The sequence below is a fragment of the Aeromonas sp. R5-1 genome, assembly GCF_040908265.1.
Classification (GTDB): Bacteria; Pseudomonadota; Gammaproteobacteria; order Enterobacterales; family Aeromonadaceae; genus Aeromonas; species Aeromonas caviae.
Genome location: NZ_JBFODJ010000071.1, coordinates 1 through 26,611, shown reverse-complemented (window position 1 = coordinate 26,611; position 26,611 = coordinate 1). Strand labels below are relative to the sequence as shown.

Genomic DNA, 26,611 nt, shown 5'->3' with positions numbered 1-26,611 from the left:
CATTGCAATAATGCGCTCCTTGTGTTTTATCACCTAGACGCTCACCCTGATTGGTGCTAGTTTATCGCTCGTTTGCTAACCTTTTTGCCTGACTCTTTGCTTAACTACCAGCCTGGCAAGTCAAATCCGATCAGCATCAATCCAGCAGACTGTCTCCTCATTTCAATCCTTGCTTACAGACTTTCACCACTATGAATCTGACTGAACTTAAGAACACTCCTGTGTCCGAGCTGGTCCAGCTTGGCGAATCCATGGGGTTGGAAAATCTGGCTCGGGCGCACAAGAAAGACATTATCTTTGCAATCCTCAAGGCGCACGCCAAGGGCGGCGAGGATATCTTTGGCGACGGTGTGCTGGAAATCCTGACCGACGGTTTCGGTTTCCTGCGCAGTGCAGACGGCTCTTATCTCGCTGGTCCGGATGACATCTATGTCTCCCCGAGCCAGATCCGCCGCTTCAACCTGCGTACCGGCGATACTATTTCCGGCAAGATCCGGCCGCCGAAAGAGGGCGAGCGCTATTTCGCCCTGCTCAAGGTCAACGACGTCAACTACGACCGTCCGGAAAACTCCCGCAACAAGATCCTGTTTGAAAACCTCACTCCCCTGCACGCCAACGAGCGTCTGCGCATGGAGCGTGGCAACGGTTCCACCGAAGACATCACCGCCCGTGTACTGGATCTGGCATCCCCGATCGGCAAGGGCCAGCGCGGTCTCATCGTTGCACCGCCCAAGGCCGGTAAGACCATGCTGCTGCAGAACATCGCCCAGAGCATCGCCTACAACCACCCGGATTGTGAGCTGATCGTGCTGCTGATTGACGAGCGTCCGGAAGAAGTGACCGAGATGCAGCGCATGGTGAAGGGCGAAGTCATCGCCTCCACCTTCGACGAGCCGGCCTCCCGTCACGTCCAGGTCGCCGAAATGGTGATCGAGAAGGCCAAGCGTCTGGTCGAGCACAAGAAGGACGTGGTGATCCTGCTGGACTCCATCACCCGTCTGGCCCGCGCCTACAACACCGTCATCCCGTCTTCCGGCAAGGTGCTGACCGGTGGTGTGGACGCCAACGCCCTGCACCGTCCGAAGCGTTTCTTCGGTGCGGCGCGCAACGTCGAAGAGGGCGGCAGCCTGACCATCATCGCCACCGCGCTGATCGATACCGGCTCCAAGATGGATGAAGTCATCTACGAAGAGTTCAAGGGTACCGGCAACATGGAACTGCACCTCTCGCGCAAGATTGCCGAGAAGCGCGTCTACCCGGCCATCGACATCACCCGTTCCGGCACCCGCAAGGAAGAGCTGCTGACCGCCCCGGACGAGCTGCAGAAGATGTGGATCCTGCGCAAGATCATTCACCCCATGGGCGAGATCGACAGTATCGAGTTCCTCATCGACAAGCTGGCTGCGACCAAGACCAACGACGAGTTCTTCGACTCCATGAAGCGTCAACAGAAGTAACAGTCTCTTCAATGACAAAACCGCGGCCCAGGTCGCGGTTTTTGTTTATCTATTTCACGGCTGGCTTAGTAGTATGAAGCCTCGATGTCACAAGGAAAGGGACGTCATGAAGCTGGTGTTGTTCATATGGATGGGTTGGTTGTGGCTGGCGGCCCCGGTGCATGCCGACTCCCCGCCGCAATTGCAGGCTCCCCTGGTGGCGGACGAGGGACTGGAGGGGCATCGGGCGTACCTGGACGGCCGCATGGCGCTCGGACAGTTTGATGCCATGGACTCGTTGCTCGAGACCCTGTCGGTGGGGCAGCGGGAGTTCCTGTTGTTCCAGTTGCTGGGTGAGCTCAAGTCATCGGGCGCACCGAGCCCGGCGCTGCTGGCCTGGGTACGGGCACAAGCGGCCAAGGCGCCACAATGGCTGGTGGAAGGGAAGGTGGACGGTTTCCTGGTGCAGCTACCCGCCTATGACTTCCCCGCCGAGGCCCGGCTGGTGCTGAGCCACTGGCAGCAGCTGGCCTGGCAGGACAACTATCGCCAGTTGCTGGAGCAGGATCGCTTCGACTTCAAGCAGGTCTACTACAGCCGCAATCCCGAGCTGGCACAGCAGCAGCAGGCCCTGCTGGCGGTGCTCGATCGGCAGCCGGTATCCGTGCTGCGCCGGGAGGCGCAGCGGCTTGCCGCCCTCAATCTCTTCCTGCCGGACAACCAGTTGCTGCTGCACTTCATCGAACAGACCGGGGAGACGGCACTCTACCTCAAGCTGTGGCGTCAGCCAGTGGATCACGATAGCCTGACTGCGCTACACACCATTTCCCGCTTTTATTCAGGTCAGGAGGCGAGCGATCTGCTGATCGCCGCCAGCCAGAACAGCCGCCTGATGGTCCCCGCCCTGCACCAGCTCAGCCGCCTCTCCCCCTTGCCGGACGGGGCCCAGCAGTTCCTCCTGGCCGAACTCGGCAAGCACCAGTATGGCGGGCTGGTGGCCGGCCTGTTGTTGCAGATGGACGAGCCCAGGCTCCTGGGTCAATTGGCAAACCGGCTGACGCTTCAGGAGCGGCGACACGCCTCGTCCGTCATGAGGTCCGATACGGGTACACCGGATACGCCGCCAGGGTTATAATGCGGGACCACCTGATCCCGCTGGGGTACTTGCATGAAATACAAGGACTTGCGTGATTTTATCGCGCAGTTGGAACAAAACGGACAGCTCAGGCGCATCAGTCGCGAGATAGACCCCTATCTGGAGATGACCGAGATCAGCGACCGTACCCTGCGTGCGGGGGGCCCGGCTCTGCTGTTTGAGAATCCCAAGGGCTACACCATGCCGGTGTTGACCAACCTGTTCGGCACGCCGGACCGGGTTGCCATGGGCATGGGCCAGCCCAACGTCAGCGCCCTGCGCCAGGTGGGGACCTGGCTCTCCTATCTGAAAGAGCCGGAGCCGCCTCGCGGGCTCAAGGAGCTGATGGAGAAGCTGCCCATCTTCAAGCAGGTGCTCAACATGCCGACCAAGCGGCTCTCTTCGGCCCCCTGTCAGCAGGTGGTGCTGGAAGGGGACGCGGTGGATCTGGATCAGATCCCCATCCAGCACTGCTGGCCCGGGGATGTGGCGCCACTGGTCACCTGGGGTCTGACCATCACCCGCGGTCCCTACAAGAAGCGGCAGAACCTTGGCATCTATCGCCAGCAGAAAATCGGCAAGAACAAGCTGATCATGCGCTGGCTGGATCACCGGGGCGGCGCCATCGATTTTCGCGAGTGGCAGGAGGCCCACCCGGGCGAACGCTTCCCGGTGGCGGTGGCGCTGGGCGCCGATCCGGCGACCATCCTGGGCGCGGTGACGCCGGTGCCGGACAGCCTCTCCGAATACGCCTTTGCCGGTCTGCTGCGGGGCAGCCGTACCGAGGTGGTGAAGGCGCTGAGCTGCGATCTGGAAGTGCCCGCCAGCGCCGAGATCGTGCTGGAAGGCTATCTGGAGCCGGGGGAGATGGCCCCCGAAGGGCCTTACGGCGATCACACCGGCTACTACAACGAAGTGGACGAGTTCCCGGTCTTCACCATCACCCACATGACCATGCGCCGGGATGCCATCTACCACAGCACCTACACCGGCCGTCCGCCCGATGAGCCGGCGGTGCTCGGGGTGGCGCTCAACGAGGTGTTCGTGCCGCTGTTGCAGAAGCAGTTCCCCGAGATCGTGGATTTCTACCTGCCGCCGGAGGGGTGCTCCTACCGGATGGCGGTGGTGACCATCAAGAAGCGCTACCCCGGCCACGCCAAGCGGGTGATGCTGGGGGTCTGGTCCTTCCTGCGCCAGTTCATGTACACCAAGTTCGTGATCGTCTGCGATGACGACATCAACGCCCGGGACTGGAAGGACGTTATCTGGGCCATCACCACCCGGATGGATCCGGCCAGGGACACCACCCTGATCGAGCACACCCCCATCGACTACCTGGACTTCGCCTCGCCGGTCTCCGGGCTCGGCTCCAAGATGGGGCTGGATGCCACCAACAAGTGGCCGGGGGAGAGCAACCGGGAGTGGGGTCAGCCCATCGTCCAGGACGAGGCGGTAAAGCAGAAGATCGATGCCATCTGGGACGAGCTGAAGATCCTCGACTGAGGGATCCCGATGCGGCGCGGCCATTGTGACGCAAAAGTGCGGTATTGCCGTGCCGAATTGGGTATGCTCGACGGACCTGACCACCAACTGGTCGCCATAAAAACAGTGAAACCATGAGCGAAGCGGGCCGGGCAGGCCCCTCACAAGGACAAGAATGCAACGTATCAAGTGCCGCGTAGAGGAACTGCGCGAATATGTCGACACCATCTGGCACGTGGCGCTGGCGCCGCAGCAGGAGGTGAGCTTCAAGCCGGGCCAGTATCTGCTGGTGGTGATGAGCGATTCGGACAAGCGCCCCTTCTCCATCGCCAACTCGCCGACCCGCTCCGGCGTGCTGGAGCTGCAGATCGGTGCCACTCCCGAGAATGCCTATGCCGGTCAGGTGCTGGCCCGCATGCGCGAGCAGGGAGAGATCGAGGTCGAGCTGGCCGCCGGCAAGGCGTTCCTGCGCGACGAATCCCCCCGACCGCTGATCCTGATGGCGGGCGGTACCGGCTTCTCCTATGCCCGCGCCATCCTGGAATACCTGATCGGCAGCGGCAGCAAGCGTCCGGTGTTCCTCTACTGGGGGGTACGCCAGGCGCACTGGCTCTACGAGCTGGAGCAGATGCAGCAGTGGGAGCGCGACTACGCGCCGCTGACCTTCATTCCCGTGGTGCAGGAGCCCGAGAGCGACTGGACCGGCAGGACCGGGCTGGTGCACAAGGCCATCATGGATGACTTCGTCAGCCTGCATGACTACGACATCTATGTGGCGGGCCGCTTCGAGATGGCCGGTGCCGCGCGGGAAGAGTTCAAGGTGCTGGGCGCCGAGCCCGAGCGCATCTTCGGCGATGCCTACGAGTTTATCTGACCACGGCCGACCGCAGTGTGTCGATCTGCCCCCTTATCGTCTTGCGAGAGAAGGGGGGATGAGAAACTCGTTGTCCCCATAAAAACGACAAACCCCAGCCTGGCTGGGGTTTGTGCTATCTACGGCGGGTCACGCCGGATCATTCGCCCTTGGCAGCGAGCTGCTGCTCGAGCTGGGCCAGCTTGGCCTCGAGGGCGGTCAGCTTCTCCCGGGTGCGCAGCAGCACCTTGGTCTGCACGTCGAACTCCTCGCGGCTCACCAGATCCAGCTTGTTGAGCTGGGCCTGCAAGACCTGACGGGTCTTTTTCTCCACCTCTTCACCCATGCTGCGAATGCCGGGGGGCAGGGCGTTGTGTATCTGTTTGGCGATCTCTTCCAGTTTTTTCGGGTCGATCATGGGGGTCTCCTTAAGCAATGGCGCCATTCTACCGACAAATCGTCCCCTTTGCCGAGATCGGAGCGGCTTTTTGCGCCATGGATCCAGCAGGGCTCTGGTCGGGTCTGGTTGATGCACCCTGGCTGCTACCCTGTGACGCCGGGGATCAATTCCAATTCCTTGATGGTGTACACAAAAAATCAGATCAGATGACTGACCAGAGGCTTATTAATTGTTGCGTTGCTGTTAATATGATTCGGTCGGGTTTGAACCCTACCCCGTCAGGCTCATCATGGATAACAACATAAAAGAGATAAGGATATGAAGAAAAAGCTAATTTACGCGGCCGTCGTCAGTGCGCTGCTGAGCGGTTGTGGTGGCAGTGACGACAACACAGGCGATACCTCAAGCTATCTCGATTATCTGCTGAGCGGCTCCAATGCAGTCCGACCCAGCGCCCTGGCAGCCCGTGCGACCGACGGTACCCTGAAATTCTCCACGGAAACGGCGGATCTCTCCAACCCGGTGTCCGCCCTCTCCACCCTGGATGGCTGGTCGACTACCCAGGCGATCCAGATAGTGCCGGTGACGGCCTCCGGCATCCAGGTCAAGGCGCCGGCCGCTGCTGAATTCGCAGCCTCCGTGGCACCCCTCTACCTGATGGAGCTGGAGTTTGACAGTGCGGCCCTGCGTCCGAGCGGCGTGAAAAAGGTGCTGACCTACGGGGTGGACTTCGTGGTGGCCGAGACGACCGGCAAGCTGAATCTGGTGCCGCTCAAGCCTCTCAACCCCTCTTCCTACTACATGATAGTGGCGACTGATACCCTCAGAGACAGCACGGGTGCCCCCCTGCGACCGGGTAGCGACTACAGCAACTACAAGACCAGCACCGGCAGCAACGCCCAGGAGCAGACCATCAGCGGCCTGATTGCGCTGCAGGAAGGGCTGTTCAAGGCTGCCACCGGCATCACCAGCGATCACGTGATCTTCTCCGACTGGTTCGGCACCCAGTCCGGCGCCGACGTGCTGGTGGCGGTGAAAGGGGCGGCCGCATCCGTGCTCAAGAGCCCGACCCTGGACGCCGCCGCCCTGTGGAAGCAGGACGCCCTGGGCAATACCAGCCTGCCTGGCACCTATACCCTGTCGGTGAGCGGCGGCAGCCCCTTCCTGACCCAGCTGGACGCCGAGAACTTCCTGCCCCAGGAGCAGAAGGATGCGATTGCCGCCGCTTTTGGTGACGGCACTCCACTCCACAATCTGGCCTTGGGTACCACCGTCTACAGCGGCACCGTCAAGCTGCCCTACTTCCTCTCCTCCCCGGCTACCGCCGGCTCCTGGGACAAGGCGAAGACCCAGTCCTGGCACGGTGCCATCCCCAGCCTCTACGCCATCGCGAACGCCCTGAAGGCCCAGGATGCCGAAGTGATCGGCGGCCTGGTGGGGGCGGGTGTGGATCCGGCCCTGCTGGGCGAACTCATCGCCGATCCGAGCCGTCAGGCCGAGCTGCTGGCGGAGGCGAGCAAGCTGATCGGGGTGACCCTCACCTCCGGCGGCAAGGCGCTGGATCCCGAGATGAATATCGGGCGCTTCAACCCGCTGCCGGCACTGGAAGAGGTGCAGTCCGTCCCGATGCGGATCTTCGCCGCCGCACCGCTGGCGAACATCACCGACGTGATCATCTATCAGCACGGCGTCACCTCCGTGAAGGAGAACGCCTACGCCCTGGCCCTTGGCCAGATTGGTGCCGGTGCCCAGGCGAGCAAGAACGTGGCCGTGGTGGTGATCGATCATCCCCTGCATGGTGAACGCGGCTTCGCCCTGACCGGCAGCATGGACTCGGTGACCACCTCCGACAACCCGACTCCCTACCTGAACCTGAGCTACCTGACCGTGGCCCGTGACAACCTGAAACAGAGCGTGGCGGATCTGCTGGGCCTGCGTCTGGCAGTGGGGCTGGCCAATGCCAAGGGCGCCATCGGCACCGCAGGCAGCCTCAAGGTGCACTTCCTGGGTCACTCCCTGGGTGCCATCGCGGGGGCCAACCTGCTGGCGGTGGCCAACCATTCTGTTGGCAACCCGACGGCAGACGCCCTGTTCAAGTTCGACACTGGCGGCCTGGCCATGCCGGGTGGCGGCATAGCGCCGCTGCTGCTGAACTCGCCGACCTTCGGTCCGACCATCCAGATGAGCGTGCTGACCGCTGGCAGTGCAGCCCTGAAGGCAGCCTTCACCGCCTACGCCCCGAACTGCAAGACGGCAGTGCCGACCTGCTTCGTCAACGAGTTCCTGCCGAGCCAGGATGCGGCCACCCAGGCCACGGCGGCCAGTACCCTGCAGAGCTACAGCTTCGCGGCGCAGTCGGTGCTGGATTCGGCCGACCCCATCAACCTGGGGAGCGGTATCGCGGCGGACTTCCCGCTGTTTGCCACCGAAATCGTCGGCGACGGCGCCCTGAGCCTGTCGGATCGAGTGATCCCGAACAGCATCGCCACCGCCCCGCTGGGTGGCACCGAGCCGCTGTTCAAGGTCCTGGCCCTGCAACCGCTGACCGCCACCGGCGCCGCCAACCACAGAGCGGCCCGCTTCGTGGCCGGGGGGCACAGCTCGCTGCTGGCACCGGACGAGAACTTCGATCCGACCGGCGCCGTCACCACCGAGATGCAGACCCAGTTCGGCAGCTTCTTCGCAAGTGGCGGTACCGCGGTCAAGGTGACCGACGCCAGCCTGCTCAAGCAGTAAGCCGGCCGACCAATAAAAACGCCGCCCCTTGGGGCGGCGTTTTTTTATGGCAAATCGGCTCAGGCTGGCCTGTGGCGCCTGTCCAGCCAGCCCTGGGCAAGGCCGATCAGCAGGCCCGCCAGGTGAGCCATGTTGGTGGTCGCTTTGGTTGCCGAGCCGTTGCCGGCAACCAGGCCTCACTCCGGCCTGTGGTGCCTGTCCAGCCAGCCTTGGGCAAGACCGACCAGCAGGCCGACCAAATGGGCCATGTTGGCGGTGGGGGTGCCGAGCATGTCCAGGAAGCCGAGCACCAGCCAGACCAGCATGAAGCCCATCAGGGCTGGCGGCATGGCGAGGCCGCAATCCGGTTGCAGCCTGGTTCGCAGCCAGCTGTAGCCGAGCAGGGCATAGACCACCCCGGAGAGGCCGCCAAAGCGCGGGCCGCTGGCAAAGAACTCGGCGATATTGGGCAGGGCAGCCCCGACGATGAGCAGGATGAACAGCTTGCCGCTGCCGAGGCGCTGCTCTATCTGGCCACCGAGATACCACCACCACAACAGGTTGAACACCAGGTGCAGCACCGAGAAGTGGATGAAGGCCGGGGTGACGTAGCGCCAGGCCTGCCAGTCGGTGAACTGGGCCAGGGTGGGGTGGAAGGCGAGCTCGTCGAAGATGGGCAGGCCGATGGCATCCAGAGCGTAGATGGCCAGGCAGGCGATGATGACCACCAGGGTCAGAGGGCCCGCCTGGTGGAGGAAATCGGTGACCGGATCCGTCATCCCCTTGCTGTAGTCGATCCGGGCATCGGCATGGCCGGACTGCCAGGAGGCCTCCATGTAGCGGGGGTGATTGGGTTCGCTCAGGAAGCGTTTGACCTCCTGCTGGGCCTGGGCGAGGCGCCGTTCATCCGCCAGCCAGACCGAGACGCCGAGCTCGGACTGGGTCAGCTCGCACGGAATGCCCAGGGTAGCGAGATAATCCACCAGCGCCTGGGCCATGCGGGCGTCGCCCAGCACCAGCAGCTGGATCATGCCGGTGGAGGAGGAGCGACCCGCCTCTGTCATGCGTCCCCCGCCTGGATGGGGAACTCCCTGCGCCAGGCCTCGAAACCGCCATCCAGGCTATAGACCTCGTCATAGCCCTGTTGCAGCAGGTACTGGGCTGCCCCCTGGCTGCTGTTGCCGTGATAGCACATCACGATGACAGGGGTATCGAAGTCCACCTCGTTCATAAAGCGAACCAGGGTGCCGTTGGTGAGGTGGAAGGCGCCGACCGCGTGGGCCGTCTCGAAGGATTGGGGATCGCGAATGTCCACGAGACGGGCTTCGCCTGCGCTCAGCTTCTGGTGGGCATCATGGGCGCTGATATGGGCAAACTGGTCCATTGAGATGTCCTGAAAATGGAGGGTTGAAGGGCAGTTTACCGCAAGCGGCGGTTTGCGCTAAGTGTGCAATGGGGGCGGCATCCAGGGGATCGCAATTTTCTTCAATATCGGGCCGCCGGGGCCGGGTAGGCTCGGACTTCCCTCAATTGAACGAGCATCATCCATGGAATTCAGTCTGCTGTTATCCATGGCCGGGTTTGCCCTGGCCATGTCCATCTCCCCGGGGCCGGTCAATCTGGTCGCCCTTGGCACCGGCGCCCGGTACGGTTTCACGGCCAGCCTGCGCCACGTGGTGGGGGCCACCCTCGGCTTCATCCTGCTGCTCCTGCTGATGGGGCTGGGTCTTGGCGGCGCTCTGTCCCGCTGGCCTGTGGCGCTGGGGGCCATTCACTGGGGCGGCGTGCTCTTTCTCGGCTGGATGGCCTGGCAGTTGCTGGTGGACAGCGGCGAGGTGGAGGAAGTGGAGGGCGTGCCCCCCGCCTTCTGGTACGGGGCCTTGATGCAGTGGCTGAATCCCAAGGCCTGGCTCGCCGCCAGCATGGGGATGGGAGCCTATGGGATCGCGGGCGGCATGCGCCAGATCGCCCTCTTTACCGGCATCTATCTGGTGATCTGCCTCGGCTCCATCGCCTGTTGGGCCTATGCGGGCAGCCGATTGCAGGGGTGGCTGGTCTCTCCTCGCCGGTTGCGCTGGTTCAATCGGGCCATGGCGCTCTTGCTGCTGCTCAGCGCCGCCTATCTGGTGCGCTCGTCCTGAGGGGCGAGCTGCGCTCTGTACTGGCCCGGGGTGGCGGCCACCCGGCGTTTGAACTGGCGCTGGAAGTGGGCCTGATCGGCAAAACCGCTGGCAAGGGCCACTTCCGCCAGGGGCTGCCCCTGGCGCAGCAGGGTGCGGGCGTGGCGAATGCGCTGATCGAGCAGGTAGGAATGGGGCGTCATGCCGTAGTGGCGGCTGAAGGCGCGCACGAAGTGGGAAGGGGTCAGCCCGGCCACCGCACTCAGCTGTGCCAGGGTGAGGGCGCAGGCACTCTCGTCCTGCATCAGCTCGGCGGCTCGCTGCAGGTGCTGGGGAGGGCGGTCATCCCACTTGGCCGGGGTGAGCCTGGCCAGAAGCTGGCGGCTGAAGAGGTGGCAGGCCACTTCGCGAGCCAGGGGATCCGGCTCCTCCACCAGTTGCCGATGAAGCCGGCAGAGCCCCTGGTAGAGCAGGGGATCCCGGCTTGCGGTCATGTCGAAGGGGCGAAACGCGTTGCCGAGCCCGGCCTCCTCCTGCTGGCGCTGCAACCAGAGGTTGTCGATGTAGAACATCAGATAGGACCAGGGCTGGTCCGCGACGGGATTGCAGGCGTGCACCTCTTCCGGGTTCATCAGCACCAGGCTGCCGCGGCCGACCTCTTGCAGGCTGCGCTGGTTGAGGTAGTGGCTGTGGCCGCCGGTGATGGCGCCGATGGAGAAGTGGGGGTGGCTGTGCTTGTCGTAGCAGACGCGCCGGCCATCCTGCACCGCCCGCGCCTCGATGAAGGGCAGGGCGGGATCGTGCCAGAAGTGGTGCTGATCCTGTGTCGCCCGCGCTCGGCTCACGATGTGCTCCTCGGCGGGGGGCTGTTCCCCTGCCGGGCTCGGGGAGCGCGGCAGGGGAAGGGTGACGATGGTTGCTGCATCCTCAGCCGCCGAGATAGGCCTGGCGGACGGCGGGGTTGGCCAACAGGGCCTCTCCCGTGTCTTGCAGCACCACCCGGCCGTTCTCCAGCACATAGCCGCGATCCGCCAGCTTGAGCGCCTGGTTCGCGTTCTGCTCCACCAGGAAGATGGTCATCCCCTTCTGGCGCAGTTGCTCTATGGTGTCGAAGATCTGCTGGATGACGATGGGCGCGAGTCCCAGGGAGGGTTCATCCAGCAGCAGCAGGCGCGGCTTGCTCATCAGGGCGCGGCCGATGGCCAGCATCTGCTGCTCGCCGCCGGACATGGTGCCTGCCCGCTGCTCCAGCCGCTCGTGCAGGCGGGGGAACAGGGTAAATATCTGATCCAGCAGGCCGCGCTGCTCCGCCTTGTCGACGAAGAAGGCCCCCATCAGCAGGTTCTCCTCCACCGTGAGGCGGGCGAAGATGCGGCGCCCCTCCGGCACCACGGCGATGTCCTTGCGCATGATGCGGGCGGTGGTGAGAGAGTCTATCTGCTCCCCCTCGAACCAGATGGAACCGCTGCTGGGCTTGGGCTCGCCACACAGGGTCATCAGCAGAGTGGTCTTGCCGGCGCCGTTGGCGCCGATCAGGGTGACGATTTCCCCCTCTTTCACCTCGACGCTGACGTCGTGCAGCGCCTGAATTTTGCCGTAGTGGGTCGATACGTTGCGAAGTTCTAACATCTTTTTGTCCTTACGACTCGCCCAGATAGGCCTTGATCACCGCCGGATTGCTGCGGATTTCGTCCGGTTTGCCGTGGGCCAGCGGGGTGCCCTGGTTGACCACGAAGATGCGGTTGGAGATCTCCATCACCAGCTTCATGTCGTGCTCGATCAGCAGCACCGAGACCCCGAACTCGTCCCTCAGGTTGGAGATGAGCTCGTTGAGCTCGTCGGTCTCCTTGGGGTTGAGACCTGCGGCCGGTTCATCCAGCATCAGCAGCTCGGGCCGGGTCGCCATGCAGCGGGCGATCTCGAGGCGGCGCTGCTGGCCGTAAGCCAGGTTGCCCGCGGCGCGGTTGGCGAGATCCTTGAGGCCCACCTTTTCCAGCCAGAAGGCGGACTGCTCCAGCCCCTCTTTCTCGGCACGGCGGAAGGAGGGGGTCTTGAACAGGCCGGCGATGAATCCGGTATTGAGATGCCTGTGCTGGGCCACCAGCAGGTTTTCTACCGCTGTCATTTCCTTGAACAGGCGCACGTGCTGGAAAGTCCGCACTATGCCCTTGCGGGCGATGAGGTGGCCGGGCAACCCCTGGATCTCCTCACCCTTGTAGCGAATGACACCGCCACTCGGGCGATAGAAGCCGGTCAGGCAGTTGAAGATGGTGGTCTTGCCCGCCCCGTTGGGGCCGATGATGGAGATCACCTCCCCCTTTTCCACATCCAGCTTGACGCCGTTGACCGCGAGCAGGCCGCCAAAGCGCATCGACAGATCTGAGACATCCAACAATGGTTGATTGTTGCTCATTTACGCAGCTCCATATGGGGTCGACTCATGGGCAGCAGTCCCTGCGGCCGCCAGATCATCATGAATACCATCAAGAGACCGAACATCAGCATGCGATATTCGTTGAACTCGCGGGCGAGCTCCGGCAGCACCGTCATCACGATGGCCGCCAGCACCACCCCGATCTGGGATCCCATGCCCCCCAGCACCACAATCGCAAGGACGATGGCCGACTCGATGAAGACGAAGGATTCCGGGCTGATGAAGCCCTGGCGCGAGGCGAAGAAGCTGCCGGCAAAGCCCGCGAAGCAGGCGCCTATGGTGAAGGCGGTCAGCTTGATGATGGTGGGGTTGAGCCCCAGGGACTTGCAGGCGATCTCGTCTTCCCGCAGCGCCTCCCAGGCACGGCCGAGCGGCATGCGCAGCAGGCGGTTGATGACGAACAGGGTCGCCACTACCAGCACCAAGGCCATCAGGTAGAGGAAGATCACCTTGTGGTTGGCGTTGTAGGCGATGCCGAAGAAGTCGTGGAAGGTGCCAAAGCCCCCATCCTTGACGGTGCGGTTGAACTCGAGCCCCCCCAGAGTCGGTTTCGGAATGCCGGAGATCCCGTTCGGACCGCCGGTCAGGGTGGTCATGTTGTTGAGCAGGATGCGGATGATCTCGCCAAAGCCCAGGGTGACGATGGCCAGGTAGTCCCCCCGCAGCCGCAGCACCGGGAACCCGAGCAGGAAGCCGAAGGTGGCCGCCAGCAGACCGGCGATGGGCAGACACTCCCAGAAGCTCAGACCGAAGTAGGTGTTGAGCAGGGCGTAGCTGTAGGCGCCGACCGCATAGAAGCCGACGTAGCCGAGGTCGAGCAGACCGGCGAGGCCCACCACCACGTTCAGTCCCAGCCCCAGCATGATGTAAATCAGGGTGAGGGTGGCCAGATCGATGGCGCCGCGGGAGGCCATGAAGGGCCAGCTCACCGCAAACAGCAGCACCAGCACGGCGGTCAGGTTATAGAGCTTGGGGGCCTCTTCGGGGCTTGGCAGCACCAGCTTGGTGAAGCCGACGGAGAAGCCGCTGATGGAGGCCTGGAACAGCCGGCTTATCTGGCCGCGCAGCATCTGGAACCAGAAAACGATGGTGGCGCCCCCCAGCAGCCAGGCCAGCGATACATCGAGGCGGCTCACCACCAGCAGGCGGGAGCCATCGGTCTCCAGCTTGAAGCCGAGCAGCCAGAAGGAGAGCACCAGCAGCACCAGGCTGGCGATGCAGGCATGGATAAATTGACGTTTCATCAGACTTTCTCCACTTCCGGACGGCCGAGAATGCCAGTGATGGTCATGAACAGCAGCACGAGGGCATGCATAGATTGGTTTTTCATACCTTCTCGACCTCCGGACGACCCAGGATGCCGGTGGGCATGAAGAGCAACACGAAGATGAGCAGGGCAAAGGCCATCACATCCTTGTACTCGGTGCTGAGATAGCCCGCGGTGAGCGCTTCCACGACGCCGAGCAGCAGGCCGCCCAGTACGGCACCGGGAATGCTGCCGATGCCGCCCAATACCGCAGCGGTGAAGGCCTTCAAGCCCGCCATGAAGCCGAGATAGGGGTTGATGACACCGTAGTACATGCCGAGCAGCACCCCCGCGACGGCGGCCAGGGCGGCCCCCAGCACGAAGGTGATGGAGATGACCACGTGGGTGTCTATCCCTAGCAGGTTGGCCATCTTGATGTCTTCGGAACAGGCACGGCAGGCACGCCCCATGCGGGAGCGGCCGATGAACTGGGTCAACGCCAGCATGGTGATGAAGGTCACCACGAAGATGATGAGCTGCATGTAGGAGAGGCTGGCCTGGAAGCCATCCTCGCCGCCGAGGGTCCAGCCCCCGGAGATCAGAGTGGGCATGGCGATGTCACGCGAGCCCTGGGCCATCCGCATCATGTTCTGCAGGAAGATCGACATGCCGATGGCGGAGATGAGGGGGATCAGGCGGTTGCCGCCCCGCAGTGGACGATAGGCCACCCGTTCTATGGACCAGCCATAGCTGCCGGTGATGATGATGCTGACCAGGAAGGCGCCCCCCAGCAGCAGCACGGTGCTGTCGATGCCCATCATCATGAGCCCGGCCATCACCATGAAGGCGACATAGGAGCCGATCATGTAGACCTCGCCGTGGGCGAAGTTGATCATGCCGATGATGCCGTAGACCATGGTGTAGCCGATGGCGATCAACGCATAGGTGCTGCCTATGGTCAATCCGTTCAGCAACTGCTGAACCAGATAAAGAAGGTGTTCGGACATACCGCGTTCCCTGTGTACTTGCCCGCAAAGAAAGGAGGGGTGACTCACGTCACCCCGACCGGCAGATTATTTGAGTTGAGTGGAGGTACCGTCGGCGTGCCACTGGAACACACCGAATTCGAAGCCTTTGAGGTCACCGTTCGGTGCCCAGGTCAGGGGGCCCATGACGGTGTCGATCGGTGCGGCCTTGATGGCGGCAGCGACGGCAGCCGGATCATCCTCGCCCGCCTTGGCGATACCGGCCGCCAGGGCCTGCATGGCGGCATAGGTGGTCCAGACGAACGGACCGGAGGAGTCCTGACCCTTGGCCTTGAACGCTTCTACGATGGGGGCGTTGGCCGGCACCAGGTCATATTTGTTCGGCAGGGTCACCAGCAGGCCTTCGGAAGCCGGGCCGCCGATGGCGGAGATGTCCTTGTTGCCCACGCCTTCCGGACCCATGAACTTGGCCTTCAGACCCTTCTCGCCAGCCTGGCGCAGGATCAGACCCAGCTCCGGGTGGTAGCCGCCGTAGTAGACGAAGTCGACGTTCTCTTTTTGCAGCTTGGCGATCAGGGCGGAGAAGTCCTTGTCGCCGGCGGTGATGCCCTCATAGGCAACGACCTTGACGCCTGCCTTGTCCAGCGCGGCTTTCACGCTGGAGGCGATGCCTTCGCCGTACTGTTTCTTGTCGTGGATGACGGCCACGCGCTGGGGTTTGACCTGCTCGATGATGTACTTGGCGGCGGTCGGGCCCTGGTCGCTGTCCAGACCTATGGTACGCAGGGTCAGCTGGTAACCGCGCTCGGTGATCTTGGGGTTGGTGGAGGCGGGGGTGACCATCAGTACCCCTTCATCTTCATAGATGTCGGAGGCGGGCAGGGTGTTGTCGGAGCAGAGGTGGCCGACCACGAACTTGACGCCGTCGTTGATCACCTTGTTGGCGATGGCCACAGCCTGCTTGGGATCGCAGGCATCGTCATAGATGACGGCTTCGATCTGCTTGCCCTTGATGCCGCCCGCCTTGTTGATCTGCTCGACCGCCATCTTGCCGCCGGTGAACTGCATGTCACCGTACTGGGCGACCGGGCCGGTCAGGGGGCCGGCGATGCCGATCTTGATGGTATCGGCCGCATTGGCCATGGAAACTGATCCAAACAGAGCCAAAGAAACCGCTGCTCTGACTGCCATTTTGCTGAAGTTATGCATTGATTCGTCCCTTAATCAGTGAATTGTTTCATTTTATGCACGTCATTCCGAGCCTGTGTCCCGCCAGCCCGGCGATAGATAAGGTTCTATCATTCCTCGCCGGGCAATAACAAGATGTTAAAGATACTAACCGGAGCAGGCGCGAGAGGGGTTTTGTGAAACTAACGCGCAGTTTATTGCTGTTTATTGGAGTTTAATGTTGTCAAGGTGGTGCAACATACAGATAACAAATTGTCATGGTGACAATTTCCAGAGTAAAAAACTGACGATATTTCATTCTGCGTCCGCTCTCATTTTGACCAAAATCCGTTTGCGCAAAAAGAAATGACCGCATAGATTAGCCAGCATTGATAATTCATTGGCAGCGCCCGTTAAAACCAAGCCTTTATTCGGGAAATCTGCTACTGTTCCGCCTTTGTTATTCAGGAGACAGAGATGGCAACTATCAAGGATGTCGCCTCGCGCGCAGGCGTATCCATCTCCACCGTCTCACATGTACTCAATCACACCCGTCGGGTCAGCGAAGACGCAACCCAGAAAGTGCTTGAGGCGGTGGCAGAGCTGAACTACGCGCCCAACTCGGTGGCGCGCAGTCTCAAGATCAATTCGACCAAGACCATTGGCATGCTGGTGACCACCAGTGCCAACCCCTTCTTCGCGGAAGTGGTACAGGGGGTGGAAGCCTACTGCTTCGAGCAGGGTTACAGCCTGATCCTGTGCAACACCGAGAACCAGCCGCCACGCCAGCAGCACTATCTGCGCATGCTGATGGAAAAGCGGGTGGACGGTCTGCTGGTGCTGGGGACCGATATCGACACCCAGTTCAGGGACATGCTGCGCATCCACAAGAAGGTGCCGCAGGTGGTGCTGGACTGGGGCAACGAGTGCGATTTCGCCAACGTGATCAACGACAACGCCCGCATCGGCGCGCGTCTGGCGGTGCGCCATCTGCTGGAGCAGGGCCATACCGACATCGTCTGCATCACCGGCCATCTCGCCAAGCCGACCACCCAGCAGCGGCTGGACGGGGTGCGCGATGCCCTGGCTGAACAGGGGATGACCCTGAAAGAAGAGCAGATCTTCGAAGGGGACTACGAGAGCCAGAGCGGCTTCGATGCCATGCAGCGCATCCTGGCCCTCACCCCTCGCCCGACTGCGGTCTTTGCCTTCGACGATCCCATGGCCATCGGTGCCATCTGCGCCGCCTGGGAGGCCGGGGTCAAGGTGCCGGACGATATCTCCATGATCGGCTATGACGACGTGGAGATGGCGCGCTTCTCCAGCCCGCCGCTCACCACCATCCGCCACCCCAAGGCCGAGCTCGGTCTGCTGGCGGTGCAGCAACTGGTGAGCCGGATCCGCAACAAGGAGCTGGAAGTGGAGTCCATGACGGTGCAGCCCGAGCTCATCGTCCGCCGCTCGGTCAAGTCCCTGCGCTGACGGCGCCACGGGTGCCATGAACTAGAAACCCCCTCGCCAGCGAGGGGGTTTCTGTTTTTGGGCCCCTCTCGTATCTGGGGCGTCAGGCCTTGAGGCCGAGCCGCCTGGCGAGGCGGTGCAGGTTGCCGCCATCCAGATCCAGCGCCCGGGCGGTGGCGGCCCAGTTGCCGTCATGGGCGGTCAGGGTCTGCTCGATGAGCTGGCGCTGGAACAGATCGGTGGCGGCGCGAAGGCCGAGGCCGACAATGGCCGGAGAGGCGGGCTGGCTGACGGTGTCGGCGGGCAGGGATGAGCCCGTCGTCCCCAGGTTGAAGTGGTGGGGTTCCAGGGTCGGCGAGGGGCTGCCCTGCTCGGCCCTGGCCAGCACGGCGGCGCGGTGGATGGCGTGCTCCAGCTCGCGCACGTTGCCGGGCCAGTCGTGACGCTCGAGCAGTTGCAGCGCCTGTGGCTGGATACGCAGCTGCTCCAGCCCCAGGCCGAGCCGGCAGCGCTCGCAAAAGTAACCGGCCAGCAGGGGAATGTCGCCCGGGCGTTCCCGCAGTGCCGGGGCGTGGATCGGGAACACGCTCAGCCGGTGGTAGAGGTCGGCCCGAAACTGCCCCTCGACCACCGCCTGTTTCAGATCCCGGTTGGTGGCCGCCAGGATGCGCACATTCACCTTGAGCGGGGTGTCGTCACCGATCCGCTGCAGATCCCCGTATTGCAGCACCCGCAGCAGCTTGGCCTGCAGTGCCAGGGAGAGCTCCCCTATCTCGTCGAGAAACAGAGTGCCCTTGTCCGCGAGCTCAAACTTGCCCGCCCGGTTGTGGATGGCGCCGGTAAAGGCCCCCTTCACGTGGCCGAACAGCTCGCTCTCGGCCACGGATTCGGGCAGGGCGGCGCAGTTGAGGTAGACCAGGGGGGTATGGGCGCGGGGCGAGCCGCCATGCACCGCCTTGGCGATCAGCTCCTTGCCGACCCCGGTCTCCCCCAAAATCAGCACGTTCAGCTCCGAGCTGGCCACCACGTCTATCTCGTGGCGCAACCGGGCCATGGCGGGGGAGTGGCCTATCATCTCCGGCTGCTCAGGGCCGGGCCGGGTGCCGGGGACCAGGGGCTCGCTGCTTTGGCGGGCGAGCCGCTCCAGCAGCAGCGCGTTGTCGAGGGCGGCGGCGGCCAGGGCCCCCACCAGACGCAGCTCCTCGTCGCTGATGCCGTCGAACTGGGCCGGGTTCATGCCGTCTATGGTCAGGGCGCCGATGAGGGTCTGATCCGAGAAGAGCGGCAGGCCGACGCAGGCGTGCACCTTGAAGTCGTCGTGATCCGGCAGCAGGCCGTCATAGGGGTCGGGCAGGGCGCTGTCGGCAGGGAAGCGCACCACATCCCCGGCGCGGGCGATGGCCTCGAGGCGCGGGTGATCCTTGAGGGCGAAGCGGCGACCCAGCACGTCCTGCATCAGGCCGTCGATGGCCAGCGGGATGAACTGGCCCCCCTCGTAGCGCAGCAGGGCCGAGGCATCCGAGTTCAGCAGGCTGCGAACGCTCTGGATCAGGCGGTGGAAGCGGTCCTGATGAGAGATGCCGAGTTGCAGGTCGAGGGCGATGCGCGCCAGGCTGTCGGTCGAGATCACGATAATTGTCCAAATGACAGTGTATTTGTGATTTTGACTATAAAGGTGTGGTGTCTTAATGACAACGAGTGATATACGAAGCCATTAAAAACAATGGGTTACAAGTTGGCATGTCCGCTGCAATAGCTGGTTCAGTTGAACATCCACTATTGCATCCGAGGAACTGCCTGATGAGCATTCACGTCAAGAACAACATTCACTGGGTCGGCCAACGGGACTGGGAGGTACGCGACTTCCACGGCACCGAGTACAAGACCCACAAGGGCACCAGCTACAACAGCTACCTCATCCGCGAAGGGAAGAATGTGCTGATCGATACCGTCGATCACAAGTTCAGCCGTGAGTTCGTGCAGAACCTGGCGGCCGAGATCGATCTCGCTTCCATCGACTACGTGGTGATCAACCACGCCGAGGAGGATCACGCCGGCGCCCTGACCGAGCTGATGGCCCGTATCCCAGGCACCCCCATCTATTGCACCCACAACGCCATCGACTCCATCACCGGCCATCATCACCACCCGGAGTGGAACTTCCACCCGGTCAAGACCGGTGACAGCCTGGACATCGGCAACGGCAAGCAGCTGGTGTTCATCGAGACCCCCATGCTGCACTGGCCCGACAGCATGATGACCTACATGACCGAGGATGCGGTGCTGTTCTCCAACGACGCCTTCGGCCAGCACTACTGCGACGAGCACCTGTTCAACGACGAGGTGGATCAGAGCGAGCTGATGGAGCAGTGCCAGCGCTACTACGCCAACATCCTTACCCCCTTCAGCCCGCTGGTGACCGCCAAGATCAAGGAGGTGCTCGGCTTCAACCTGCCGGTGAGCATGGTGGCCACCTCCCACGGCATCGTCTGGCGCGAGGACCCCACCCAGATCATCCTGAAATACCTGGAGTGGGCCGACCACTATCAGGAAGACCGCATCACCTTGTTCTACGACTCCATGTCCAACAACACCCGCATGATGGCCGACGCCATCGCCCAGGGCATCCACGAGGTGGACCCCGGCGTGGCGGTGAAGATCTACAACGTGGCCCGCCACGACAAGAACGAGATCCTGACCCAGGTGTTCCGCTCCAAGGGGATACTGGTGGGCTCCTCCACCATGAACAACGTCATGATGCCCAAGGTGGCGGGCATGCTCGAAGAGATCACCGGCCTGCGTTTTCGCAACAAGCGCGCCTCGGCGTTCGGCAGCTACGGCTGGACCGGCGGTGCGGTGGACCGGATCCAGACTCGCCTGATGGATGCAGGTTTCGACATCAGCCTCTCCCTCAAGGCCAAGTGGCGCCCGGATGGTTCGGCGCTGGCCGAATGCCGCGAGCATGGCCGCCAGCTCGCCCGTCAGTGGGCGCTGCACCCCCTGGACGCACCCCGCCCGATCACCACGACTCAGGCAACCGTGACGCCCGTCCCCGCGATGCCTGCTGTTGAGCCGCAAACCGAAGCGGCTGCCGCCGAATGGGATGACGACCAGGCCATGCTCTGCACCGTCTGCCAGTGGGTTTACGACCCGGCCCAGGGCGAGCCGGATCAGCTGGTGGCGCCGGGCACCCCCTGGGCCCAGGTACCGGAGAGCTTCCTCTGCCCGGGTTGCGGCATCGGCAAGGAGGTATTCGAACCCTGCGCCGTGGAGGCCTGTGTATGAGCGCAGCAATTCAAACTGACGCTGGCATCAGCCGGGAGATAGTGGTGATCGGCAGCGGCTTCGCTGCCCAGCAGCTGGTCAAGAGCCTGCGCAAGCTGGACTGGGATCAGCCTATCCGCCTCATCACCGCCGACAGCGGCGACGAGTACAACAAGCCGGACTTGAGCCATGTGGTGAGCCGGGGCTGCGCCGCCGCAGCCATGACCCGTCTTAGCGGCAGCGACTTTGCCGAGCAGCAGCGCATCGCGCTGCTGCCCCACAGCCCGGTGCTCGGCATCGACCCTGTCCGGCGGTTGGTGCTGACCGAGCAGGGGGAATTCCCCTACGGCAAGCTGGTGCTGGCCACCGGGGCGAGCGCGGTGCGCCCCGATCTGCCGGGCAGCGAACACCTGGTCACCCTCAACAGCCAGCAGGAGTACGCCGCCATCGAGGCGCAACTGCGCCAGGCCCGCCGCATTCTGGTGCTGGGGGCGGGGCTCATCGGCTGCGAGCTGGCGATGGACATGGCGAGCGCAGGAAAAGAGGTGACGCTGGTGGACTTGGCGGGAAGCCCCTTAAGCGCCCTGCTGCCCGCCACCCTGACCGAGCCGCTGCAACAGGCGCTGCGCAGCCAGGGGGTCAGCCTGCAGTGCGGGACGGGTCTCGCCAGGATGGATGCCCAGCCGGGGGATGGCTGGCGCGTCACCCTGACCGACGGGCGCGTCAGTGCGCAGGATCTGGTGATCGCCGCGATCGGCCTGCGGCCGAATCTGGCCCTGGCCCGCGGGGCCGGGCTGGCAGTGGAGCGCGGTATCCTGGTCGACGATCGGCTGCAGACCAGCGACCCCCATATTTTCGCGCTGGGGGATTGCGTGCAGTGGCAGGGTCAGCTGCTCCCCTTCCTGCAACCCATAGTGCTGGGGGCCAATGCGCTGGCGCGCACCCTGCTCGGCACGCCGACCCTGCTGGCCCTGCCGCCCATGCTGGTGAAGGTGAAGACGCCGCGCTACCCGCTGCAACTGGCGGGTCGTACCCGGGGTGAAGATCTCGCCTGGCAGTGCCGCTGGAACAGCCACGGCATGGTGGCCGAGGCGCGCGGCGAAGATGGCGAGCTGTGCGGTTTCGTGGTGGGGGGCGACCAGATGAGTGCCGCCTTCCCGCTGCTGCGTCAGCTGCCCCGTTGATTCATTGATAACGTCAGGCCGGGCTGACCCGGCCATCTGAGGAGAACCGATATGGCCATGCAACTGATTCCGTCTCACTGGGTAGTGCGCCGCTCCACCCCCTTCTTCACCCGCCAGAACGTGCCCCAGGCCCTGCTCACCCACCACAACACTGCGGCCGGGGTGTTCGGCCAGCTCTGCGTGATGGAGGGGACCGTCACCTATCACGGCTTTGCCGACGAACAGGCCGAGGAGCCCGAGCTGAGCATGGTGATCCGGGCTGGGGAGTTTGCCACCAGCCCGCCCCAGTACTGGCACAGGGTCGAGCTGTCGGAGGATGCCCGCTTCAACATCCACTTCTGGGCCGAGCAGGCCGAATCCGACCAGCCGCTGTTCCACAGCCGCAAATAACGGGGTTTAAGGCTGAGGGGGCGGAGCGGGCAAATGCCCCCTCTGCCCATGCAGATCAAAATCATCAACTCAGATGTTGGTTATCCTGCCCCCTCGATTCGGATGAGCACTGTGAGGGAAGCATGAGCCTGTTGGAAGCCCTGACCATGACCTCGGGTCTGGTCTATCTGGTTCTGTTGTTGTGGCAGGGCCGCAGCGGTTGGGGTTGGACGCTCTCTCTGCTGTTGGCCGCCGCGCTCTGGCTGCTGGTGGCGGATTCGGTACTCTGGCTCGCACTGGGGCTGGTGGCCACGACCCTGGCGCTCTGGCTGCGCTACCGCCCCCTACTCATGCTGGCCCACATAGACAGTCAACGTCTCAGAACGGCCACCAGGCAGCTATTGCTGCTGTGTTGGGTGTTGGTGGCGGTTCAATATGTTGTTCATATCGGACAGTTGGGGCTGGGGATGACCCCCTGGCTGGTGCGCCCCGACGTGGTGGATGGTTTCCTGCCCATCGCAGGTGGTCTCGGGCTGCGGGCCTGGCTCGGGCAGGGGCTGACGGACCCCCACCATCCGGCGGCCACCGTCACCGTGCTGGTGCTCTCCCTGTCGGCCCTGCTGCTGGGTCGGGCGTTTTGTGCCTGGTTCTGCCCGCTCGGGTTGGTGGGGGAGTCGCTGCACGGCCTGCGCTCGCGCCTGTTGCCGGGGGAGTGGACCCCGCCGCGCTGGCTCGATGCCGTGTTGCGCGGCCAGAAGTTTCTGGTGCTCGGTTTTCTGCTCTTCATCATCTTGCTGGCGGTACCCGCCGCCGCCCTGCCCGGCTACCTTGCCAGCCCCTACCATCAGGCGGCGGACATGAAGATGGGGGCCTTCTTCTTCAACCTGACCCTGATCTCGGGCCTGTGCCTTGGCTGGGTGCTGCTGCTCACCGCCACCTTCCGGCAAGGGTTCTGTCGCTACCTCTGTCCCTATGGCGCCTGGATGGCCCTGCTCGGCCTGCTGACCCCGCTGCGCATTCGCCGTGACCCGGCCCGTTGCTTGCGAAGCCTGGGCCACGACTGCGACAAGTGCAGCCGGGCCTGCCCGTCTCGCATCCAGGTACACCAGCTTATCGCGGTGCGCAGTCTCGAGTGCACCAGCTGCCAGAGCTGCGTGGCCGCCTGCCCCAAGCGGGCTGATGCGCTGCACTTGGGCACCCAGGGGCGCCGGCTCGCCCCCCGCCAACTGCTGGGACTGCTCTGTCTGTTGCTGCTGGTGTTGCCGCTGCTCTCCTACGGCTTGCTGGATCTCTGGGTCAGCCAGACACCGATCCCTGACCGCTACGAGCTGTTGCAGCGGCTGCCCTGGTTGAGCCACTGAGGGGGGAAAGGGCAAAAGGTGGATGATGGGGGGATCTTTCGGATTGGCGATAAAAGCTGTATAAAAATCCCCCGCCAAATTGTTAGCGCCATCCCACTTTGCTCATATTGCAATTGATCATATAGCGCTCCCCACCATAATGGGTGCTGTTATTTGGCGTTGTTAATATCAATTGGATGAGCAACAACATGAATATCAAGGTCAGCTATCCCAAGTGGTTTACCCTGGACCATAAGATCGCGTTCTTCTTCCCGCTGTAATTCCCCGCGGCGGCGCGGCATGCCTGCCATGTCACGAGCCCGCCTCCATTCCTGAACTGAAATAGCTGCACCCGTCTTCGCCTGTTTATTCTGGCGAGGCGATGTCGTGCACCTATTTACCAATATTTCCCACCTGCCGGACATTCTATTTTCGGCGGGGGAAGAGACTCATTCTGAATATTTAAATCTGGGGTGTTTATATTATGGAAAACTTCAAGCATCTGCCCGAACCCTTCCGTATTCGTGTCATCGAGCCGGTCAAACGCACCACCCGTGCCTATCGGGAAGAGGCCATTGTCCGGGCGGGCATGAACCCCTTCCTGCTGGACAGCGAAGACGTCTTCATCGACCTGCTGACCGACAGCGGCACCGGCGCCATCACCCAGGACATGCAGGCCGCCATGCTGCGCGGTGACGAGGCCTACAGCGGCAGCCGCAGCTACTATGCCCTGCAACAGGCGGTGCAGGAGATCTTCGGCTACTCCCTGACCATCCCCACTCACCAGGGGCGCGGCGCCGAGCAGATTTACATCCCCGTGCTCATCAAGAAGCGGGAGCAGGAGAAGGGGCTGGATCGCAAGAAGATGGTGGCCCTCTCCAACTACTTCTTCGACACCACCCAGGGCCACACCCAGATCAACTGCTGCGTGGCGAAGAACGTCTACACCAGGGAGGCGTTCGATACCTCGGTCACCGCCGACTTCAAGGGCAACTTCGATCTGGTGAAGCTGGAAGAGGCCATCCTGGAGGCGGGCCCCGCCAACGTGCCCTACATCGTCAGCACCATCACCTGCAACTCCGCCGGGGGGCAGCCGGTCTCCATTGCCAACCTGAAGGCGGTGTACGAGATCGCCAGAAAGTACGACATCCCGGTCATCATGGACTCCGCCCGCTTCGCCGAGAACGCCTACTTCATCCAGCAGCGGGAGCCTGGCTACGCGAACTGGACCATCGAGGAGATTACCAGAGAGTCCTACAAGTACGCCGACGGCCTCGCCATGTCGGCGAAGAAGGATGCCATGGTGCAGATGGGGGGGCTGCTGTGCTTCAAGGATGACAGCATGCTGGACGTCTACACCGAGTGCCGCACCTTGTGCGTGGTGCAGGAAGGCTTCCCGACCTATGGCGGCCTGGAAGGGGGCGCCATGGAGCGCCTGGCGGTGGGCCTGCGGGACGGCATGCGCCAGGACTGGCTGGCCTATCGCATCGTAACTGTTCACCCAGATGGCATTGACAGGAAAAAGTGAGACGATCATCCCTTGATCCACTGTTGCCCCTTGCCTGATCCCGCCAGCTTGGCACCATCACGTCATGAGCAAACCCATTACGCCACCACCCGGCCTGCCGCTGACCCTCGAGCAAGCCAACGAGCTGATTTACAAGCTGATGGCGCGCATCGCCGAGCTTGAAGACCGCCTCAACCAAAACAGCAATAACTCCTCCAAGCCCCCCTCCACTGATGGCTCGGGGACCCCGCCTGCGCGCAAGCGCCCCGCTTCCGGCAAGGCTCGTGGTGCCCAGCCTGGCCACAAGGGGCAGCGGCGTGAACGTCATCCTGAGGACGACCGACTGACGGCAATACCACACTATCCTGCCCGGCAGTGCGCCTGCTGTGGTGAGCAGGTGGTGTCCCATGACAAGCCCTACCGGGTTCATCAGGTGTTTGACCTGCCCGAGGTCAGCTATGTGGTGACAGAGCATCAGCTGTATCGGGGCACCTGCCGTGGGTGCGTCACCACCAGTGAAGCAGCCCTGCCCGATACGGTGAGCCACAGCCAGATGGGGGCTAATCTGCTGAGCTATATCGCTTTGCAGAGTGGTCAGTTCCACCAGAGCATCAGCAAGATACAGCAGCAGCTCAAGCAGCACTTCGGTTTGAGCTTTAGCCGAGGCGCCATCAGTGAAGCGCAAGGCCGGGTCAGCGCCATGCTCACCCCGACCCACCAAGCCATCAAACAGCAAGTGCAGTCTGCCGCCATCATCCATGCCGATGAAACCCGGCACCAGCGGGGCGGTGAGCGACGCTGGATGTGGCTGGCCCTGAGCAAGGTCGCGGTCTGCTTCATGACGGCGTTTGGCCGCGGTCAGGAGGCAGCGAAGCGGTTGCTGGGCAGTGAGCTTGATGGGGTGCTGGTGACCGACCAGTATGCGGGATACCGCTTCATCGACAGCGCCCAGCGCCAACTGTGCTGGGCGCATGTGCTGCGCAACGTGGCGGCGATTGCCGAGAGTAGCGACGCCGTCAACCAGCCTATCGGAGCCCGGCTGGTACTGCTGGCTGACACGGTGTTCAGAACCCGGCATGGCTATGAACAAGGCTGCTTAAGCCGGGAGCAGTACCAGCGAAGGTTGCAGCGATGTCGGCAAAGCTGGCGAAGGCAGCTGGAGCGGGGCAGTGTACTGTGTTCCAAGCGCTACCGTGGGCGCTGCCAGTTACTGCTCAAGGACGATGAGATGCTATGGCGTTTTATGGAAAACGACGAGATAGCGCTGACCAACAATGAAGCGGAGCGGGCGCTGCGTGGCTATGTGCTGTGGCGCAAGGGAAGCTATGGCGTCTGGTCGCATCGAGGCGAGCAGTTCAGGCAGCGTATCCTATCGTTGGTGGAGACGGCCAAGCGATTGGGCCGCTGCCCGCAGGAGTGGCTGAGGGCAGTTGTCAGGTCCTGCATCGAGAAAACCGACTACCCGTTCCCGGAGGAGTTGGTGCTGTCAACACCGTCCCGGTGAACGGTTAC

General features: G+C 63.0%; 24 protein-coding genes. 14 read left to right on the top strand and 10 right to left on the bottom strand.

The window, feature by feature from the left end; translation table 11 throughout:
- Positions 1–191: 191 nt before the first annotated feature.
- From rho to fre, 4 genes are all read left to right on the top strand, one after another.
- Positions 192–1,457: a transcription termination factor Rho gene (gene rho, locus AB5Y64_RS10770; RefSeq protein WP_010672370.1), complete on the top strand. Its 1,266-nt coding sequence runs from the start codon at positions 192–194 to the stop codon at positions 1,455–1,457.
- A gap of 106 nt (positions 1,458–1,563) precedes the next feature.
- Positions 1,564–2,571, top strand: coding sequence for a hypothetical protein (locus tag AB5Y64_RS10765; RefSeq protein ID WP_010672371.1), 1,008 nt, complete (start codon positions 1,564–1,566; stop codon positions 2,569–2,571).
- 33 nt (positions 2,572–2,604) lie between these two features.
- Positions 2,605–4,074 (top strand): 4-hydroxy-3-polyprenylbenzoate decarboxylase, encoded by a 1,470-nt coding sequence (gene ubiD / locus AB5Y64_RS10760; RefSeq protein ID WP_010672372.1) that lies wholly within the window; start codon positions 2,605–2,607, stop codon positions 4,072–4,074.
- 154 nt (positions 4,075–4,228) lie between these two features.
- Complete coding sequence (gene fre, locus AB5Y64_RS10755) at positions 4,229–4,927, top strand: NAD(P)H-flavin reductase (protein WP_010672373.1); 699 nt, start codon at positions 4,229–4,231, stop codon at positions 4,925–4,927.
- A 139-nt stretch (positions 4,928–5,066) separates the two neighbouring features.
- On the opposite strand, the gene AB5Y64_RS10750 is transcribed toward fre, so the two are convergent.
- Positions 5,067–5,324 (bottom strand): accessory factor UbiK family protein, encoded by a 258-nt coding sequence (locus tag AB5Y64_RS10750; protein WP_010672374.1) that lies wholly within the window; start codon positions 5,322–5,324, stop codon positions 5,067–5,069.
- Positions 5,325–5,624: 300 nt separating this feature from the next.
- Between AB5Y64_RS10750 and AB5Y64_RS10745 the strand changes: the two genes are divergently transcribed.
- Positions 5,625–8,042 carry a VolA/Pla-1 family phospholipase gene (locus AB5Y64_RS10745; RefSeq protein ID WP_368203760.1) on the top strand — a complete coding sequence of 806 codons (2,418 nt, stop codon included), beginning with the start codon at positions 5,625–5,627 and terminating at the stop codon, positions 8,040–8,042.
- 176 nt (positions 8,043–8,218) lie between these two features.
- Here AB5Y64_RS10745 and glpG read toward each other — a convergent pair whose 3' ends face one another.
- Positions 8,219–9,052 carry a rhomboid family intramembrane serine protease GlpG gene (glpG, locus tag AB5Y64_RS10740; protein WP_368203769.1) on the bottom strand — a complete coding sequence of 278 codons (834 nt, stop codon included), beginning with the start codon at positions 9,050–9,052 and terminating at the stop codon, positions 8,219–8,221.
- A 29-nt stretch (positions 9,053–9,081) separates the two neighbouring features.
- Positions 9,082–9,405 carry a thiosulfate sulfurtransferase GlpE gene (gene glpE / locus AB5Y64_RS10735; protein WP_005307320.1) on the bottom strand — a complete coding sequence of 108 codons (324 nt, stop codon included), beginning with the start codon at positions 9,403–9,405 and terminating at the stop codon, positions 9,082–9,084.
- Between the two features lie 163 nt (positions 9,406–9,568).
- On the opposite strand from glpE, the gene AB5Y64_RS10730 reads away from it, so the two are divergent.
- On the top strand, positions 9,569–10,162 hold the full coding sequence (locus tag AB5Y64_RS10730; RefSeq protein ID WP_039041000.1) for a LysE family translocator: 594 nt from the start codon (positions 9,569–9,571) through the stop codon (positions 10,160–10,162).
- Here AB5Y64_RS10730 and AB5Y64_RS10725 read toward each other — a convergent pair.
- From AB5Y64_RS10725 to AB5Y64_RS10700, 6 genes are all read right to left on the bottom strand, one after another.
- The gene (locus AB5Y64_RS10725; protein ID WP_039041001.1) at positions 10,141–10,986 is read right to left on the bottom strand and encodes an AraC family transcriptional regulator; all 846 of its coding nucleotides are present in this window, start codon (positions 10,984–10,986) and stop codon (positions 10,141–10,143) included. The genes AB5Y64_RS10730 and AB5Y64_RS10725 overlap by 22 nt on opposite strands.
- Positions 10,987–11,068: 82 nt before the next feature.
- Positions 11,069–11,770: an ABC transporter ATP-binding protein gene (locus AB5Y64_RS10720; RefSeq protein ID WP_010672380.1), complete on the bottom strand. Its 702-nt coding sequence runs from the start codon at positions 11,768–11,770 to the stop codon at positions 11,069–11,071.
- Between the two features lie 10 nt (positions 11,771–11,780).
- Positions 11,781–12,554, bottom strand: coding sequence for a high-affinity branched-chain amino acid ABC transporter ATP-binding protein LivG (gene livG / locus AB5Y64_RS10715; protein WP_010672381.1), 774 nt, complete (start codon positions 12,552–12,554; stop codon positions 11,781–11,783).
- A complete protein-coding gene (locus AB5Y64_RS10710; RefSeq protein WP_039041002.1) occupies positions 12,551–13,819 on the bottom strand; it encodes a high-affinity branched-chain amino acid ABC transporter permease LivM in 1,269 nt (422 codons plus the stop codon). Before AB5Y64_RS10710 ends, livG begins: the two co-directional genes overlap by 4 nt.
- An 82-nt stretch (positions 13,820–13,901) precedes the next feature.
- Positions 13,902–14,828, bottom strand: coding sequence for a high-affinity branched-chain amino acid ABC transporter permease LivH (gene livH / locus AB5Y64_RS10705; RefSeq protein WP_119197145.1), 927 nt, complete (start codon positions 14,826–14,828; stop codon positions 13,902–13,904).
- A gap of 66 nt (positions 14,829–14,894) precedes the next feature.
- Positions 14,895–16,016 (bottom strand): branched-chain amino acid ABC transporter substrate-binding protein, encoded by a 1,122-nt coding sequence (locus AB5Y64_RS10700; RefSeq protein ID WP_039041003.1) that lies wholly within the window; start codon positions 16,014–16,016, stop codon positions 14,895–14,897.
- Positions 16,017–16,451: 435 nt separating this feature from the next.
- Between AB5Y64_RS10700 and AB5Y64_RS10695 the strand changes: the two genes are divergently transcribed.
- Positions 16,452–17,456, top strand: a complete 1,005-nt coding sequence (locus tag AB5Y64_RS10695) for a substrate-binding domain-containing protein (protein WP_041212034.1) — start codon at positions 16,452–16,454, stop codon at positions 17,454–17,456.
- An 82-nt stretch (positions 17,457–17,538) separates the two neighbouring features.
- Here AB5Y64_RS10695 and norR read toward each other — a convergent pair whose 3' ends face one another.
- Complete coding sequence (norR, locus tag AB5Y64_RS10690; protein WP_368203756.1) at positions 17,539–19,065, bottom strand: nitric oxide reductase transcriptional regulator NorR; 1,527 nt, start codon at positions 19,063–19,065, stop codon at positions 17,539–17,541.
- A gap of 170 nt (positions 19,066–19,235) precedes the next feature.
- Between norR and norV the strand changes: the two genes are divergently transcribed.
- The 7 genes from norV to AB5Y64_RS10655 all read left to right on the top strand — a co-directional run bounded on the left by norV (position 19,236) and on the right by AB5Y64_RS10655 (position 26,603).
- Positions 19,236–20,720 carry an anaerobic nitric oxide reductase flavorubredoxin gene (gene norV, locus AB5Y64_RS10685; protein ID WP_368203754.1) on the top strand — a complete coding sequence of 495 codons (1,485 nt, stop codon included), beginning with the start codon at positions 19,236–19,238 and terminating at the stop codon, positions 20,718–20,720.
- Positions 20,717–21,883, top strand: coding sequence for an NADH:flavorubredoxin reductase NorW (gene norW, locus AB5Y64_RS10680; RefSeq protein ID WP_368203752.1), 1,167 nt, complete (start codon positions 20,717–20,719; stop codon positions 21,881–21,883). Before norV ends, norW begins: the two co-directional genes overlap by 4 nt.
- A 51-nt stretch (positions 21,884–21,934) precedes the next feature.
- Positions 21,935–22,273 carry a DUF1971 domain-containing protein gene (locus AB5Y64_RS10675; RefSeq protein WP_226044870.1) on the top strand — a complete coding sequence of 113 codons (339 nt, stop codon included), beginning with the start codon at positions 21,935–21,937 and terminating at the stop codon, positions 22,271–22,273.
- Between the two features lie 122 nt (positions 22,274–22,395).
- A complete protein-coding gene (locus tag AB5Y64_RS10670; RefSeq protein ID WP_039041008.1) occupies positions 22,396–23,613 on the top strand; it encodes a 4Fe-4S binding protein in 1,218 nt (405 codons plus the stop codon).
- A gap of 176 nt (positions 23,614–23,789) precedes the next feature.
- A complete protein-coding gene (tnaC, locus tag AB5Y64_RS10665) occupies positions 23,790–23,873 on the top strand; it encodes a tryptophanase leader peptide (protein WP_069652909.1) in 84 nt (27 codons plus the stop codon).
- A 203-nt stretch (positions 23,874–24,076) separates the two neighbouring features.
- Complete coding sequence (locus tag AB5Y64_RS10660) at positions 24,077–25,120, top strand: tryptophanase (RefSeq protein ID WP_368203750.1); 1,044 nt, start codon at positions 24,077–24,079, stop codon at positions 25,118–25,120.
- Positions 25,121–25,184: 64 nt separating this feature from the next.
- Positions 25,185–26,603: an IS66-like element ISAs21 family transposase gene (locus AB5Y64_RS10655; RefSeq protein WP_004576012.1), complete on the top strand. Its 1,419-nt coding sequence runs from the start codon at positions 25,185–25,187 to the stop codon at positions 26,601–26,603.
- Positions 26,604–26,611: the final 8 nt, after the last annotated feature.

Bases quoted from the DNA above. Each gene is read 5' to 3' on its own strand.
- glpG (WP_368203769.1), bottom strand. From the start codon at position 9,052: ATGATCCAGCTGCTGGTGCTGGGCGACGCCCGCATGGCCCAGGCGCTG.
- AB5Y64_RS10750 (WP_010672374.1), bottom strand. From the start codon at position 5,324: ATGATCGACCCGAAAAAACTGGAAGAGATCGCCAAACAGATACACAAC.
- AB5Y64_RS10655 (WP_004576012.1), top strand. From the start codon at position 25,185: ATGAGCAAACCCATTACGCCACCACCCGGCCTGCCGCTGACCCTCGAG.
- rho (WP_010672370.1), top strand. From the start codon at position 192: ATGAATCTGACTGAACTTAAGAACACTCCTGTGTCCGAGCTGGTCCAG.
- tnaC (WP_069652909.1), top strand. From the start codon at position 23,790: ATGAGCAACAACATGAATATCAAGGTCAGCTATCCCAAGTGGTTTACC.
- norV (WP_368203754.1), top strand. From the start codon at position 19,236: ATGAGCATTCACGTCAAGAACAACATTCACTGGGTCGGCCAACGGGAC.
- AB5Y64_RS10670 (WP_039041008.1), top strand. From the start codon at position 22,396: ATGAGCCTGTTGGAAGCCCTGACCATGACCTCGGGTCTGGTCTATCTG.
- fre (WP_010672373.1), top strand. From the start codon at position 4,229: ATGCAACGTATCAAGTGCCGCGTAGAGGAACTGCGCGAATATGTCGAC.
- AB5Y64_RS10720 (WP_010672380.1), bottom strand. From the start codon at position 11,770: ATGTTAGAACTTCGCAACGTATCGACCCACTACGGCAAAATTCAGGCG.
- AB5Y64_RS10675 (WP_226044870.1), top strand. From the start codon at position 21,935: ATGGCCATGCAACTGATTCCGTCTCACTGGGTAGTGCGCCGCTCCACC.
- AB5Y64_RS10765 (WP_010672371.1), top strand. From the start codon at position 1,564: ATGAAGCTGGTGTTGTTCATATGGATGGGTTGGTTGTGGCTGGCGGCC.
- AB5Y64_RS10700 (WP_039041003.1), bottom strand. From the start codon at position 16,016: ATGCATAACTTCAGCAAAATGGCAGTCAGAGCAGCGGTTTCTTTGGCT.
- AB5Y64_RS10730 (WP_039041000.1), top strand. From the start codon at position 9,569: ATGGAATTCAGTCTGCTGTTATCCATGGCCGGGTTTGCCCTGGCCATG.
- glpE (WP_005307320.1), bottom strand. From the start codon at position 9,405: ATGGACCAGTTTGCCCATATCAGCGCCCATGATGCCCACCAGAAGCTG.
- norW (WP_368203752.1), top strand. From the start codon at position 20,717: ATGAGCGCAGCAATTCAAACTGACGCTGGCATCAGCCGGGAGATAGTG.
- AB5Y64_RS10745 (WP_368203760.1), top strand. From the start codon at position 5,625: ATGAAGAAAAAGCTAATTTACGCGGCCGTCGTCAGTGCGCTGCTGAGC.
- AB5Y64_RS10695 (WP_041212034.1), top strand. From the start codon at position 16,452: ATGGCAACTATCAAGGATGTCGCCTCGCGCGCAGGCGTATCCATCTCC.
- AB5Y64_RS10660 (WP_368203750.1), top strand. From the start codon at position 24,077: ATGGAAAACTTCAAGCATCTGCCCGAACCCTTCCGTATTCGTGTCATC.
- AB5Y64_RS10710 (WP_039041002.1), bottom strand. From the start codon at position 13,819: ATGAAACGTCAATTTATCCATGCCTGCATCGCCAGCCTGGTGCTGCTG.
- livG (WP_010672381.1), bottom strand. From the start codon at position 12,554: ATGAGCAACAATCAACCATTGTTGGATGTCTCAGATCTGTCGATGCGC.
- ubiD (WP_010672372.1), top strand. From the start codon at position 2,605: ATGAAATACAAGGACTTGCGTGATTTTATCGCGCAGTTGGAACAAAAC.
- livH (WP_119197145.1), bottom strand. From the start codon at position 14,828: ATGTCCGAACACCTTCTTTATCTGGTTCAGCAGTTGCTGAACGGATTG.